The following is a 13,147-nucleotide window of genomic DNA, read 5'->3' as shown; positions in this document are numbered from 1 at the left end:
GGGTGTCTCCTGCGTTCGTGATGGGAAGTCCGCACACGGCAGCGGATCGGCCGTGGTACGGCTCGCGATATTTTGCGCCAATGTGCGGGAAACGTGGTGACACGCCTGACCGGAGGGCGTGTTGTCGTCTACGCGGTAGAATCCGAGTCAATGCTCGCTTCTTACCAGGACCAGACCGCATCATGACGAAAACCCGGCACCCCTCCGTCAAGCCGCGCAAGATCCCCCAGCAATCCCGTGCCGAACAGACCGTTGCGACGATTCTGGAGGCCGCGGCGCGCGTGCTCGAAAGCAAAGGCATGGACGGCCTGAATACCAATCTCGTCGCGCAGCGCGCGGGCGTCAGCGTCGGCACCCTGTATCAGTACTTCCCCGGCAAGGACGCGATTATCGTTGCCCTGAGCAAGCGCGAGCATGCCGTGTTCTACGCCGAGGCCCAAGGCGCGCTGAGCCAGCCAACCGGTCAGAGCGCGTTGAAGTACATGATTACCGTCTCGGTTCACCAGCAACTGCGCCGTCCTCTGCTTGCGCGTGCGCTCGATTTCGAGGAAAACCGGCCGGCTATCAGCAAAGAGCTCGCGACATGCAAGGCTCCTTTTGGCGAGTTGGTTAGGCAGATTCTGGCGCATGACGATATTCCGCCGCAGCCGGACATCGAGATCGCGATCGACGACCTCGTCGCCATTCTGCGCGCCATGGTCGACGCGGCGGGAGAGCGCGGCGAAGTGAACCGCGGAGCGCTGGAATCGCGCGTCAGCCGTGCCTTGTTCGGATACCTTGGGATTGTGGATCGGCAGCCCGAAAAGTCACGCGCCAGGAAATAGACGATATTCCGCTGGCCGCGCAGCCTCACAAATGCGAGCAATGATTCGCATTGCGACTGTGACCGACACTTCAAACCCCCGCCAATACTGGGCCAGGCACCCCACGAAAAGCTGCTGTCCAATGCGAGTTTTAAAATCGAGCAATTACTCGCAAAATTGACTCCGTGGGATGTCACACGAGCTGCTGAGATTGCACAGGATCGGCTCTGTGACCGCTCCCACGACGGCACATTTCAACTTTTCTGCGAGAACCTCATGAATCTTCATAAAGAAGCGAAACTGAACCACCTGAGCTTCCCCACCACCAACGTCGCCGAGACGGCTGCGTTCTTTGAAAAATACCTCGGCTGCGAGATCGTCGCGGTCGGCGAGAGCTGCCTGCTGAAACGGAACGGTTTTGACATCGTTCTGGACCACGTCAAGGAGGAAGCGCCGGTCTGGCCGACGAACTTCCACTTCGGCCTGGAGGTCGAGAGCCTCGACGACGTCCATACCCTCTACACGGAATTCCTGGAAGGTGGGGTTCTTATGGAAACGGCGGTCTTCAACAATTCGCGCGGATCGCGGTTCTTTTGCCGCTCGCCGGGTGGCGTCCTGATCGAAGTCAACACGCGTGAGGACATGCAAAAGCAGGAGCAATGGCAGAAGCTGTTTTAATACAGCCAGGTCGGCCATCGTGGCTAGTCGTTGTCTTTTGCCACGGCCGCGCCCTCGATCTGATGACGCGCCAGGGACGCCGCCACAAAACCCGATGCTTTCATGTCCTCGACAAACTTCGCCAGGTACGCAGCCGCATCAGCGCCCTTTGCCTTGGGCACGCCCATCGCCTGACGGATCACCATGAAGCGTTGATCGAGGATCCGCAATCCGCCGGCCTTCGCCGCATCTCGTTCCAGTTGCTGCTTGACGCCGGCGGCCACGTCCAGATGCTGATCCAGAAAGCCTTGCACCACGGCCGGCGAGGTCGGAATCCGCACGATTGTCGCGTGATGCAATTCGCGCGAGAGGAACAGATCGTAGGCACTGTCTTTGCCGACGGCGACCGTCACACCCGCCTGATCGACCTGGGCGTTGGTGGTGATCGGCGATGCGTCGCGCACCAGATAAAAGCCTTCAATCAGCACATACGGTTTCGTGAAACTGATTTCCTGTCCGCGCTTCGGATCGACGGCGAAGAAGCCGACGTCGGCCTTGTCCTGATTCACGTTGTCCACGGAGGCGCCCGCCGATCGAACCGCGACCAGTTGCAGCGGTACGCCGAGACGGCGGGCGAGTTCAGCGGCGAGATCGACCGATACGCCGACCGGCTTGCCGCTTGCCGGATCGAGGCTCGCCAGCACCGGGTTGCCCAGGTTGATGGAAGCGCGCAGCGTACCGCTCGGCGCAAAGGCTTTCACCACGGTTTCACTTACCTCGCTTGCAGCGGGTGAAACCGCGGCGGGAGCGAGGTTCGCGCCTTGGGTCTGTGCGAATGCCGAGGGGACGCCAAAGGCGGCCGACAGGACAAGCGTCGTGGCACAGAGCGTCGAAACAAGGCAACGGGACTTTTTCATTGAAGAGAAGGACGTAGGACGAGGAGGAACCGAAGCGGCGGATCGGCGAGCGCCACTATGCTATCCGATTCCACGCCGGCGTCCTATCGTCAATCGGGTCGCTTCTCGAGGACATCCTTAACAACAGGCAGCGCCGTAAAGACATTAGGCCAGCCTGCATAAAACGCCAGTTGCGTCATGACTTCCGAAGCCTGCGCCTTCGTCAGGCCGTTATCCATCGCCCTGTTCAAGTGATAGGTCAGTTGCGCGACTTGCCCGCTGGCGACCAGCGCGCTGACTGTGACGAGACTGCGATCGCGCGGAGCCAGGCCCGGACGCAGCCAGAGATCCAGAAACAGCGCATCTCGCGTGAACTGAACCACGCCCGGCGCCACTGCCCCGAAGTTTTGCGCAACGGTGGCATCGCGCTGAGCCTCGGCAGCCGCGTCGAGCGGCAGCCGATTACCGGCGGTCGGCGGGAGCTGATCCGCCGTGATCCCGCGTTGCTCGAACACCGCTTTTGTCGCCCGGGCGGCGGCGGTGGCATTGGCCCAGCCCGAATAGAACGCGAGATGCGTAATGATCTCCGAAATCTCGCTGGGCTTGAGACCGCTGTCGAGGGCCACGTTAAGGTAATACGGCATCTCCGAACTCTGATTGCGCGCAATCAACACCGACAGCGTCACAATGCTGCGGTCGCGTGCCGACAGTTGCGGGCGCTTCCACAAATCGCCGAGCAGCACGCCGTTCGTATACCGCTCAAGGGCGGGCGAAACCGCATGCATATCGTCAGTCATGCTGACGATATGCCGGGATTCCGAGCTTTCCATATCCGTTTTCCTTCCGATTGACGAGCAGGCAGCGAGGCCGAGGCACAACACCGCGATCGCTGCCGTGATTGTTCTCATGGGTTGTCTCCATGAAATCTCAATGCGCGACGAACCCACCGTCGACCGGCAGCGCCACGCCGACAATCAGGCTGGCGCCCGGGCTGCACAGCCACAGCACCGCCGCCGCCACTTCGTCGGACCTGCCGAAGCGGCCGATCGGCTGGCCCTTGAGAAACTCTTTCATGGCCGCCGGATCGATCTCTTCGCCCATGGGCGTGTCGATGCACCCAGGGCATACGGCGTTCACGCGAATGCCTTGCGCCGCGACGTCGAGTGCCGCGCTCTTGGTGAGGCCGATCACGCCATGTTTGCTCGCGTGATAAGCCGCGCGTCCCGGCAAACCCACCAGACCGCCCAATGACGAGCAGTTCACGATCGCGCCGCTGCCCTGCTTCTTCATCTGCAGCAGTTCGTGCTTCATGAAGGTCCAGATGCCGCGCAGATTGACCGCCTGCACTTCGTCATAACCCTCTGCGGTTTCCGACGACATCTCACACATCGGGCCCAGAATGCCGGCATTGTTATAAGCCATGTCGAGCCGGCCGAACTCGGCGACCGTGCGCTCGACCGCTGCCTTGGCCTGCGCTTCGTCGGACACATCGCACACGATCGCGATTGCCCGATACCCCGCGGCCGTCAGCGTCTCGACCGCGGCATTCAGCTTCGCTGCGTTCCGGTCGACCAGTACCACGCTCGCGCCGGCCTCGGCAAATGCCTGCGCGGTCACCAGCCCCATGCCTGAACTGGCGCCCGTGACGAGCGCTATCTGGCCTTTGAAATCGTAGACGGGGTTCATGGTGTTTTTCCTTGAGTGAGATGCGCATGCTGGCGCGCGGCGCTACACATCAGCGCGACGTAGCCGGACACGACGGGAATGGTTGAGCGGGCAACCAGCATGCTGGATGCGTCCCGGCTTGACTAGCCGGTGAAAACGGCAAAGACCCATGAATTGAACTCATCAATGTCATGGGCAGGCTTCGACGGTCCTCTAGCTTTGCCAGCAAACGCTAGCGGCAGGAAGGTTGGCCCCTAGCTCCGCGCCCGATTAATGGCGTGGGTCGCCAGATTCTGCGCGAGCTCCGCGTAGAGCTCGGCCCACTTGCCGAGCAAGGTCGCGTCATCGGTCAGGAACAGCGGGTGTTCTGCCCACGCGCTGACGTTCGGGCCTTCCCAGGCCACCTCGAAGATGCGGAGATCTTCGTCTTCGCTGACGCCGCTATCGAGCAGCTCGCGAAACGAGGAGAGATTGTAGAGACAGACATTGTCGGGCGCGATGCCATGGATCGCGGCGAGCGCGTCGGTGGCTTCCTTGCGCGCGGCGTCGCGGCTGGCGGCCATCAGGAACACGATGCTTTCGTCCTGCGCGTGGCCGAACATCAGCCGGTACAGCGAGGTCCTGCAGCGATGGCTTAGTTGTGTGCCCATGGTTTGCTCCGCTCCTGAAGACGCATTGTCATCATGCTGGATCGCCTGCCACGCCTCACGCGCCCCTGTCGATCATAGGACCGCATCTATTCCGACGCTCAATCTATCCCGCTTTTAGACAGTTATCTACCCCGGGCTGCCCCTTACACGAGCGCCGCGCAAAACGGCCGCTGAAGCGTCAAACCCGCCGCGGCGGCATGCGCGGCGTGGAAGGATGCACTGTGCCGGGCGAATTGGTGCAGTGCATCGAAGCCTGCCGCTGACGATGTCGAGCTAACGCGTCAACCACCCTCTTCCCGTCCCGTCAGAGCCGAACGACATCGAGGATCGCATCGGCAAATGCCTTCGGTGCTTCCTGCGGCAGGTTGTGTCCAATGCCGCCGTCGATATTGCGGTGCTGATACTTGCCGGTGAACTTCTTCGCATACGCGGCCGGCTCCGGATGCGGCGCACCGTTGGCGTCGCCCTCCATCGTGATGGCGGGCACGGAGATGGTCGGCGCCGTCGCCAGGCGCGCTTCGAGTGAATCGTATTGCGGCTCGCCCTGGATCAGTCCCAGACGCCAGCGGTAGTTGTGAATCACCACTGCGACATGATCAGGATTGTTGAACGACTCGGCCGAACGGTCGTACGTCGCGTCGTCGAAATTCCATTTGGGCGATGCGAGACGCCAGATCAGCTTGTTGAAGTCGTGGCGGTTCGCTTCATAGCCCGCCTGGCCGCGCTCCGTTGCGAAGTAGAACTGATACCACCACAACAGCTCCGCCTTCGGTGGCAGTGGCGTCTTGCCGGCCGCCTGATTGCCGATCAGATAGCCGCTCACCGACACCAGCGCCTTGACCCGTTGCGGCCACAACGCGGCAATGATGTCGACCGTGCGCGCGCCCCAATCGAAGCCGCCAAGAATGGCCTGGTCGATCTTCAGGGCGTCCATCAGCGCGATGATGTCGACTGCGACGACAGACTGCTGCCCGTTACGAGGCGTATCCGCGGACAGGAAGCGCGTCGAACCATAGCCGCGCAGATACGGCACGATCACCCGATAACCCGCGGACGCCAGCAGCGGCGTCACGTCAGCGAAGCTGTAGATGTCGTACGGCCAGCCGTGCAGCAGGATGACGACCGGTCCGTTCGCCGGCCCCGCTTCCGCGTATCCGATGCTGAGCGTTCCCGCGTTGATCTGCCGGATGGTGTCGAACGAAGCAGCGCGCGTCGTCCCCTTCAAGCCGGCCGCAGCATCGTTCGACTGTGCGTGGACAAGTCCGCTCAGGCCCAACTCCAGCAAGCTGATGCCCGCCACGGTTGTCCCCAGCAGACGGCGACGTCGTGTATTGATCTGATCCGTCATTGCAGATACTCCTCAAAGATTAGCCAACGCTACGCAGTCCCGATTGACACGGGCTCTTGATGAATGTCGATTCAGCTTACGGCTTCGCATAGATCGGACCGAGGCCGATCACATCCGAACCGGCCACGCGCGAGCCCGCGGCGGAAGTGCCCGCAGCCGACGGCCCGTACGACGACACTGCCACACCATGCTGCGCGTTCAGACGCGCCTCGGCGGCTTCGAGATTCTGCGGATATTGCGCCTGATCGCTGGTCGGGTTGTAGCCGGCCTGTTCCAGTTCGACCAGTTGCGCACGGACCTCGGCGCGGGTCAGCGGTTGATTCTGATTCGATTGTGCGAACGACAACGCGGGAAGAGCGACAACAGCAGCGACCAGCAGCGATTGAATGACTTTCATGATTTCCACCTCGAAAAGGATTTTTCATGCAGACGTCCGGTTGGATATCTGGCTTGCGAAGCCAGAACGTCTGGCCTGAAACCATTAGAACCCGTGGACGTATCTGGCTTGTGTCCGCAAAGAGCCGCAATGCAACGTTGTGTATTGACCGGCGCTGCGGATACATTGGGATACAAAGACGCTGTGCCAGACAGAGATCGGCACTCGCCGTTTCACGCGTCTTCCACGACGGACAGGCTGGCCCCATCGGACAAGTCGGCCTCCAGCGCATACGGGTCGACGCCTTCGAGACAACCGATGTTGACGCGCCAAAGTTGCGCATCTTTACGCGTCTGGTGAAACGGATAAATGCCGCAGTGCTTGCAGAAGTAGTGTTTCGCCACGCGTGTATTGAACTGGTAAAGCGTCAGCGATTCCTCGCCACTCAGTATCTTCAGTTCGCCCGCAGCGAACGGCGGCGTCATCAGCGCGCCCTTGCGTCGGCACAGGCTGCAATTGCAGCGCGCCGCAGGCACGACGGCGGTACGGACTTCGAATTTGACGGTCCCGCAATGACAGGATCCTCGCAGCAGTTCGGTACTCATGGTGAGCTCCGCAGTTGTAAAGGCTGCGTTATAGCCCAGTACGCGCGACGCTTTGTATCGCAGTGTGTCTGAGTGGGCTCCCGACACAAAACGTTTCATCCAGGCCGCTTTGGCGACACATGCCAGATACGGACAGGCGTTCCAATGCAGTCATCGTTCACCACTGGAATGCCCGCTCGATTCCCCTCGCCAAAAGGACTCCGACATGTTCACCCGACTCAGAACGCCCGCGCTCATCGCTCTGCTGGTTGCAGCCGCGGCCAGCAGCGCCGCGGCAATCGCCAGCCTCGATGCAAGCTCCGCGCCCATGAATAACGCTAGCCCCAGCGCAAAGCAGGCAAACGGCAGCCATGCCGCGCCGGAATTCACCGGCATCGATAAATGGCTCAACAGCGATCCCCTGACCGTGCAGCAGTTGCGGGGCAAGGTCGTGCTGGTCGATTTCTGGACCTACACGTGCATCAACTGCATTCACGTGCTGCCCTACGTCAAGGCATGGAATCAGAAATATAAGGACCAGGGACTGGTGGTGGTAGGTGTCCACACGCCCGAGTATTCGTTCGAGCGCGACACGGACAACGTTCAGAAGGCCATCAAGCGCTTCGGCATTACGTACCCGGTGGCGCAGGACAACCACTATGCAACGTGGAGCGCCTACGACAACCAGTATTGGCCTGCGTTTTATCTGGTCGACAAGAAAGGTCAGGTGGTCTACACGCACTTCGGCGAGGGTGACTACGATCAGACCGAGGCGGAGATCAAAGCCCTGCTGGCGGAAAACTGAGGCTGCTGCGCGGATAAGCGGGCGCGTGGCCGGGCGACGTGCGCCGCGGCCGCGCTTTTCAACGGCACGCCTGTGGTTCAGCGAGCGGGCAGTTTCCAGCCCGGCCGGATGAAGTGGCACGTGTAGCCGTTGGGAAGGCGTTCCAGATAATCCTGATGCTCCGGCTCAGCCTCCCAGAACGGGCCCGCCTGAGCGATCTCGGTGACGACCTTGCCGGGCCAGAGATCGGATGCGTCGACGTCCGCCACGGTGTCGAGAGCCACTTTCTTCTGCGCGTCGTTGAGATAGAAGATGGCCGAGCGGTAGCTCGTTCCAACGTCGTTGCCCTGGCGGTTTTTGGTTGTCGGGTCGTGAATCTGGAAGAAAAATTCGAGGATCTGACGATAGCTGATCTGGCTCGGATCGAACACGATCTCGATCGCCTCTGCGTGCGTGCCATGGTTGCGGTACGTGGCATTGGGCACGTCACCGCCCGTATAGCCGACCCGCGTGGACAGCACGCCGGGATAGCGCCGCAACAGGTCCTGCATGCCCCAGAAGCACCCGCCGGCCAGCAGGGCGGTTTCGGTTTGCGTCGTCATTGCAATCATCTCCATCAGTGGTGTGAGTCTGCCGAACACATTGTGCCACCATCGGCACAACGCGCTGCCTCAGCCCCGCAACCCCGTGGTGAATACAACCCGCGCCTGACTGCCGTCATCCGCCCAGTGTTCTTCCACCTGCGCCAGCGGCACCGGCTTCGTTGCGATCCTGAAGCCGCCCGGAACCGTGGCGTTCAACAATTGCCCGATTGCGTGCTGGATGCGCGGCATCGGAATGCTGCCTATCCCGCTGCCCATCAGTTCAATGGACGACGAACGCAGCACGGCGCCCGGAAGGTTGATCGCCTGCCCGCTGATCGCGCCAATCTGAACGAAGCGGATGGGCACGGCCTCCGGCGCTGCCTTGGCGCCGGACACCAGCAACAGTTCCGCGCTTGCGCCCCAGAGATAGTCGAGAACGACGTCGATACCCTGGTGAAACTGCGTCTTGAACTCGCTTTCAAGCGTCGCGCTGTCCTGCGCGAGGCTGATCGTCACATCCGCGCCGAGCGCGCGCAGAGACTGCAGCGCTTCCGCGTTGCGTCCCGTCGCGATGACTTTACCCGCGCCGAGATATTTGGCGATCTGCACAGCCAACCGACCCGAGACGCCCGTTGCGCCATTGATCAGGACGGTTTCTCCCTTGACCAGTCTGGCACGCTCGACCAACGCCGCCCATGACGACATGCCGGGAATCGCGATCGCCGCGGCGACCACCGCATCCAGCTCTGCCGGCAACGGGATGCAATGCGCCGCGTTGACAACGCAGTACTCCGCCATGCCGCCGAACGGAGCCTCAGGGAGTACGAAATAAACCCGCGTGCCGTCTGCGAGAACGCCGGTGCCGTCGATCCCCGGCACCAGAGGCAATGCGCCCGAAGCGCTATAGTGCTTGCCCGACGCCCGGCTTTTCGTAACATGGCTCAGCGCGGACGCTATCACCGCAACGCGTGCCAGGCCCTCGGTGACGGGCGGCTCTGCGAAGTCGGCGTAAACCGGCGTTGCGCCGGGTTGCTTGACGAGTGCTGCTTTCATCTCTGCTCTCCTTTGCCGAGTGGTGGGCACCGGCATCATCCGGGATTGGATGACTGAATATACGTGTATTATACACATATGTCGAGATCGACAAAAACGAGGTGACGATGAAGAAGGAGATCCGCGAACTGCGGGGAGCACTGCTGGATTTGACGGGCGTGCTGAATCGGCCGCAGCCCGATGCCGCGCTAATCGATGCGGCCGGTGTGGACCTGGACCGGGCGCTGTTTCCGCTGCTGGCCCGCGTGGCCCGGCAGGGACCGCTTGGGATTGTGGAGTTGGCCGAACTGGTCGGACGCGACTACACCACCGTCAGCCGGCAGATCGCGAAGCTGGAGAGCCTGGAGTTGGTCGCGCGTTGTCCGAGCCCGGCAGACGGGCGGGTTCGTGCGGCGATCATCACGGACAAGGGCCGGGTCATGACAAGCGCGCTGGACGCTGCGCGCCAGAAGATCATCGAAAAGTTACTGGCCGACTGGGAGGCCGAAGACGTGCGCGTGCTGGCGCGTCTGCTGCGCAAGTTCGCCGACGATGCGCTCGAGTGGGTGGGAACGCTGTAGATCGGTACGCGGTGCGGCGAAACACTCTGGAGCGTGTTGCGCCGGCAGTGTTCATGCCGCTAGCCGACCGCCTGCCCCTTGTCGACGCCCGGCTCCGCGAACGTCTCGTCAAGACGGGCAATCTCGTCTGCCCGTTCCGGCCTGCCGAGCAGGAAGCCTTGCGCGTGAGTGCAACCGCAGGCACGCACGAATTCCAGGTGCTCCGGCGTCTCGATGCCTTCCGCGGTGGTGGGCATGCCCATTTCCCGCGCCAACGCCACGATGCCCCGCACCACCGCCGCGGATTCGCGCCGATGCACCGCGTCCATGACGAAGGAACTGTCGATCTTGAGCTTGTCGAACGAGAAGCGCACCAGCGTCGACATGGTCGAAAATCCGGTGCCGAAGTCATCGAGCGAGAGCGCGACGCCCAGCGCGCGCAGTTGCGCAACGTTACGCCGGGTCGCGATGTCGTCGCTCAGCAGCACCGATTCCGTGACCTCGATAGTCAGGCGCTCCGGCGGTAAATTCGTTTTCCGAAGGATCGAGGCGACACTCGCCGCGAACGCTTCCTCGCGCAACTGCACGGGCGATACATTCACCGCGACGGCCACCGGGTCGCGCCATGCGGCCGCTTCCGTGCAGGATTGCAGCAGCGCCCACTCCCCCAACGGAAGCACGAGACCGGTCCGTTCGGCAGTGGGAATGAAGGCCACCGGAGACAGCTCGCCGCGGGTCGGGTGCGTCCAGCGCAGCAGGGCCTCGCGGCCGGAGATGGTGCCGTCGCTCAGATCGAAGATAGGCTGGTATTCCATCCGCAAACCGCTGAACGACTGCATCGCGCCTTCGAGGTCGCTGCGCAGAAGACTCAGACTCTCGTCGGACGCGTGCTTGTCAGCGTCGAATACGGCGAACGCACTCTTGCCGTTACGCTTGACCGCGTACAAGGCGCGGTCCGCGCAGATCAGCAACTGCGGACCGGTTTTGCCATGCTCCGGGTAGAGCGCAATGCCCACGCTCGCGCCGATATGCACGCGTGCTTCGCTCAGCGCAAATGGGCGCGCCAAGGTCTTGACGATGCGGCCGGCCAGCGCACGGACGTCGGTGGCCTGGGCAGCGGTATCGTCGGCAATGGCGACGAACTCGTCGCCGGCCAGACGGCCGACCAGGCCACCGGCCGGCAGTATTTCACGCAAGCGCACCGCCGCTTCCTGAAGAATCTGATCGCCGGCCGCATGACCCAGGCTGTCATTGATGGCCTTGAAGCCGTCGAGATCGATCAGCAGAACTGCGAACGATCGATCCGCTTTGGCAAAGCCGGCCCCGGTGCGCTCCAGCAGGAGCTCGCTGATACGCGCGCGATTGGGCAGACCCGTGAGGCTGTCGTGGCGCGCCAGGCGATGGCTGCTTTCGCGCGCCATCAGCAACGCGACGGTATCGCGATTGCTGCGCAGGGCAACCGTGAAAAAACCGGCCGCGCAGAACGGCGCCTGAAACAGCAGGACAAGCTTGCCCGAACCGGGCGACAGTGCCGCTCCCAGACCCAATAGCCCGAGAATCAAGGTGATCTGAATGAGTACGAGGCGGGGCGTGCCGGCGTTGCGCCCTGCCAGCCCGCCGATCACCCCGACGGCGCAAACGTTGCCGAGCAGAAACAGCGTGTTGTCGCCGCTGGTATTGCAGAGCAGGCTACCGAAGCCGAACAGCGCACTCCACAGGATGCTGGCGAGCAGGAACGCCGAGGTAGGGGTCGGCTGGCCGCGCGCGCTCTGCGTGCAGCACACCCGGATCAAGGTCAGACGGGCGACCAGCAGCGCGACGACGGCGCCGCCCCACAAGGCGTAGATGCCGCGGTTCGGATAGAGGTAGTACGCGGTGGCGCAGACACTGATTTCGCAGATCGACGCGAACACGATTGACGCGGTTCGCGTGAACAGATTGGCGAGCAAGATTTGCCGATTTTCCGCGCTCAGGTGCTGGGCGGAAGAGACGACCCACTTGAAAAATGGAGACCTTGGTTCGCTGAAAGCCATGACCCGCACATTTTTGATGGTTAGTGGATCGAAACAGCCGTGCATCGCAATTATTACGTAAACGTCAAATAACAGGTTGATTGACGTGCCGACGGCGCCACCGGCAGTGCTGGCCGAGCAGCATGCCTGCCACGTACGCCGGGCATGCTACCCAGCCTGAACTGACCGCCGATGTCTCACGAACGCCGGGGGCGGCGCGCCCTGCCCTTCGAGGAGGGTCGCGTGCGCTGCGCTTCGGCATGCTCGCGAATCATCTCGATCAGCGCGCGCAAGCTGGCCGGCACATGACGGCGACCCGGATAGTAGAGACAGAGACCGTCGAGCGGCAGCGTCCAGTCTTCCAGGACTCGCACCAGCGTGCCGGCCTGCAGATCCGCGGCGACGTTCCACTCGGTCAGATAGGTCACGCCAAGACCGGCCCGCGCGGCTTGCAGCATCAAACCCGGCTCGTCGAGCGTCAGCGCGCCTTGCACGTCGATACGCAGCGCTTCGCCGTGGCGCGCGAACTCCCACTGATAGATCGCGCCGCTCGGCATCCGCGCACGGATGCAGCGATGCGCGTGCAAATCGGCCGGCGTGCGCGGCGGCATGTGCTGCGCAAAGTAGCCTGGACTGGCCACGACGGCGAAGCGCTGCGGCTCGCCGAACGGCACCGCGATCATGTCGCGCGGCACCGTTTCCGCGAGACGGATGCCGGCATCGAAGCCCTCGACGACGATGTCGATCAGGCGGCCCTCGGTGACGATATCGAGCTTCAGTTCCGGATAGCGCTGCAGGAATGCGATAAAGAGCGGCATCACCTGCCTCGCGGCGCCCGCCGACGTGTTGATGCGCAACGTGCCCGACACCGTGTCGCGAAAACTGCCCGCCTGTTCGAGCGCGAGACGGATGGTGGAAAGCGCCGGCGCCACGCTGTCGACGAATTGCGCGCCCGCCTCCGACAAGGACACACTGCGGGTCGTGCGATTGAAAAGCCGCACGCCGATGCGCGACTCGAGCGCCGCCACCGCGTGACTGAGCGCAGACGTCGAAACGCCGAGTTCGGTTGCCGCCGCGCGAAAGCTGCGCTGACGGGCGACGGCCAGTACGGCTTCCAGTTCGCTCAGGCCTGAAGTGTTCATTATCCCAAATCGCTCAATGTTTCATGCCAGATTGTACGGCTAGTCAACGCAATC

At 62.5% G+C, this 13,147-nt stretch carries 15 protein-coding genes; 4 read left to right on the top strand and 11 right to left on the bottom strand.

The window, feature by feature from the left end:
- The first annotated feature begins 182 nt into the window (after nt 1-182).
- Entirely contained in the window at nt 183-824 is a 642-nt protein-coding gene (locus P3T42_RS10270; protein ID WP_429305932.1) for a TetR/AcrR family transcriptional regulator, read from the top strand.
- 255 nt (nt 825-1,079) lie between these two features.
- The gene (locus P3T42_RS10265) at nt 1,080-1,481 is read left to right on the top strand and encodes a VOC family protein (RefSeq protein WP_074294735.1); all 402 of its coding nucleotides are present in this window, start codon (nt 1,080-1,082) and stop codon (nt 1,479-1,481) included.
- Nucleotides 1,482-1,504: 23 nt separating this feature from the next.
- Here the strand turns inward: P3T42_RS10265 and P3T42_RS10260 are convergent, their stop codons facing one another.
- From P3T42_RS10260 to P3T42_RS10230, 7 genes are all read right to left on the bottom strand, one after another.
- Entirely contained in the window at nt 1,505-2,377 is an 873-nt protein-coding gene (locus tag P3T42_RS10260) for an ABC transporter substrate-binding protein (RefSeq protein WP_429305931.1), read from the bottom strand.
- A gap of 89 nt (nt 2,378-2,466) precedes the next feature.
- Nucleotides 2,467-3,186, bottom strand: a complete 720-nt coding sequence (locus P3T42_RS10255) for a carboxymuconolactone decarboxylase family protein (protein ID WP_429305972.1) — start codon at nt 3,184-3,186, stop codon at nt 2,467-2,469.
- A 97-nt stretch (nt 3,187-3,283) separates the two neighbouring features.
- A complete protein-coding gene (locus P3T42_RS10250) occupies nt 3,284-4,042 on the bottom strand; it encodes an SDR family NAD(P)-dependent oxidoreductase (protein WP_429305930.1) in 759 nt (252 codons plus the stop codon).
- A gap of 233 nt (nt 4,043-4,275) precedes the next feature.
- Nucleotides 4,276-4,671 (bottom strand): hypothetical protein, encoded by a 396-nt coding sequence (locus tag P3T42_RS10245; RefSeq protein ID WP_074294731.1) that lies wholly within the window; start codon nt 4,669-4,671, stop codon nt 4,276-4,278.
- A gap of 304 nt (nt 4,672-4,975) precedes the next feature.
- A complete protein-coding gene (locus tag P3T42_RS10240; protein WP_429305929.1) occupies nt 4,976-6,019 on the bottom strand; it encodes an alpha/beta fold hydrolase in 1,044 nt (347 codons plus the stop codon).
- A 76-nt stretch (nt 6,020-6,095) separates the two neighbouring features.
- On the bottom strand, nt 6,096-6,416 hold the full coding sequence (locus P3T42_RS10235; protein WP_074297175.1) for a DUF4148 domain-containing protein: 321 nt from the start codon (nt 6,414-6,416) through the stop codon (nt 6,096-6,098).
- 212 nt (nt 6,417-6,628) lie between these two features.
- Entirely contained in the window at nt 6,629-7,000 is a 372-nt protein-coding gene (locus P3T42_RS10230; protein ID WP_429305928.1) for a GFA family protein, read from the bottom strand.
- 205 nt (nt 7,001-7,205) lie between these two features.
- Between P3T42_RS10230 and P3T42_RS10225 the strand changes: the two genes are divergently transcribed.
- Nucleotides 7,206-7,784: a thioredoxin family protein gene (locus P3T42_RS10225; RefSeq protein WP_074294728.1), complete on the top strand. Its 579-nt coding sequence runs from the start codon at nt 7,206-7,208 to the stop codon at nt 7,782-7,784.
- 77 nt (nt 7,785-7,861) lie between these two features.
- Here the strand turns inward: P3T42_RS10225 and msrA are convergent, their stop codons facing one another.
- Entirely contained in the window at nt 7,862-8,365 is a 504-nt protein-coding gene (msrA, locus tag P3T42_RS10220; RefSeq protein WP_074294727.1) for a peptide-methionine (S)-S-oxide reductase MsrA, read from the bottom strand.
- A gap of 69 nt (nt 8,366-8,434) precedes the next feature.
- Nucleotides 8,435-9,400 (bottom strand): quinone oxidoreductase family protein, encoded by a 966-nt coding sequence (locus tag P3T42_RS10215; protein WP_429305927.1) that lies wholly within the window; start codon nt 9,398-9,400, stop codon nt 8,435-8,437.
- Nucleotides 9,401-9,507: 107 nt separating this feature from the next.
- Between P3T42_RS10215 and P3T42_RS10210 the strand changes: the two genes are divergently transcribed.
- On the top strand, nt 9,508-9,960 hold the full coding sequence (locus P3T42_RS10210; protein WP_143788269.1) for a MarR family winged helix-turn-helix transcriptional regulator: 453 nt from the start codon (nt 9,508-9,510) through the stop codon (nt 9,958-9,960).
- 59 nt (nt 9,961-10,019) lie between these two features.
- Here the strand turns inward: P3T42_RS10210 and P3T42_RS10205 are convergent, their stop codons facing one another.
- Nucleotides 10,020-11,972 (bottom strand): putative bifunctional diguanylate cyclase/phosphodiesterase, encoded by a 1,953-nt coding sequence (locus P3T42_RS10205; RefSeq protein WP_429305926.1) that lies wholly within the window; start codon nt 11,970-11,972, stop codon nt 10,020-10,022.
- 176 nt (nt 11,973-12,148) lie between these two features.
- Nucleotides 12,149-13,093, bottom strand: a complete 945-nt coding sequence (locus P3T42_RS10200) for a LysR family transcriptional regulator (protein WP_074294724.1) — start codon at nt 13,091-13,093, stop codon at nt 12,149-12,151.
- Nucleotides 13,094-13,147 lie beyond the last annotated feature (54 nt).

This window comes from Paraburkholderia sp. GAS38, from assembly GCF_050434965.1.
GTDB lineage: Bacteria > Pseudomonadota > Gammaproteobacteria > Burkholderiales > Burkholderiaceae > Paraburkholderia > Paraburkholderia phenazinium_A.
The sequence above is the reverse complement of the archived record's forward strand: the minus strand, read 5'-3'. Positions and strand labels throughout refer to the sequence as shown.

Coding starts and splice junctions, on each gene's coding strand:
- P3T42_RS10270 (WP_429305932.1), top strand. CDS start 183: ATGACGAAAACCCGGCACCCCTCCGTCAAGCCGCGCAAGATCCCCCAG.
- P3T42_RS10265 (WP_074294735.1), top strand. CDS start 1,080: ATGAATCTTCATAAAGAAGCGAAACTGAACCACCTGAGCTTCCCCACC.
- P3T42_RS10260 (WP_429305931.1), bottom strand. CDS start 2,377: ATGAAAAAGTCCCGTTGCCTTGTTTCGACGCTCTGTGCCACGACGCTT.
- P3T42_RS10255 (WP_429305972.1), bottom strand. CDS start 3,186: ATGGAAAGCTCGGAATCCCGGCATATCGTCAGCATGACTGACGATATG.
- P3T42_RS10250 (WP_429305930.1), bottom strand. CDS start 4,042: ATGAACCCCGTCTACGATTTCAAAGGCCAGATAGCGCTCGTCACGGGC.
- P3T42_RS10245 (WP_074294731.1), bottom strand. CDS start 4,671: ATGGGCACACAACTAAGCCATCGCTGCAGGACCTCGCTGTACCGGCTG.
- P3T42_RS10240 (WP_429305929.1), bottom strand. CDS start 6,019: ATGACGGATCAGATCAATACACGACGTCGCCGTCTGCTGGGGACAACC.
- P3T42_RS10235 (WP_074297175.1), bottom strand. CDS start 6,416: ATGAAAGTCATTCAATCGCTGCTGGTCGCTGCTGTTGTCGCTCTTCCC.
- P3T42_RS10230 (WP_429305928.1), bottom strand. CDS start 7,000: ATGAGTACCGAACTGCTGCGAGGATCCTGTCATTGCGGGACCGTCAAA.
- P3T42_RS10225 (WP_074294728.1), top strand. CDS start 7,206: ATGTTCACCCGACTCAGAACGCCCGCGCTCATCGCTCTGCTGGTTGCA.
- msrA (WP_074294727.1), bottom strand. CDS start 8,365: ATGACGACGCAAACCGAAACCGCCCTGCTGGCCGGCGGGTGCTTCTGG.
- P3T42_RS10215 (WP_429305927.1), bottom strand. CDS start 9,400: ATGAAAGCAGCACTCGTCAAGCAACCCGGCGCAACGCCGGTTTACGCC.
- P3T42_RS10210 (WP_143788269.1), top strand. CDS start 9,508: ATGAAGAAGGAGATCCGCGAACTGCGGGGAGCACTGCTGGATTTGACG.
- P3T42_RS10205 (WP_429305926.1), bottom strand. CDS start 11,972: ATGGCTTTCAGCGAACCAAGGTCTCCATTTTTCAAGTGGGTCGTCTCT.
- P3T42_RS10200 (WP_074294724.1), bottom strand. CDS start 13,093: ATGAACACTTCAGGCCTGAGCGAACTGGAAGCCGTACTGGCCGTCGCC.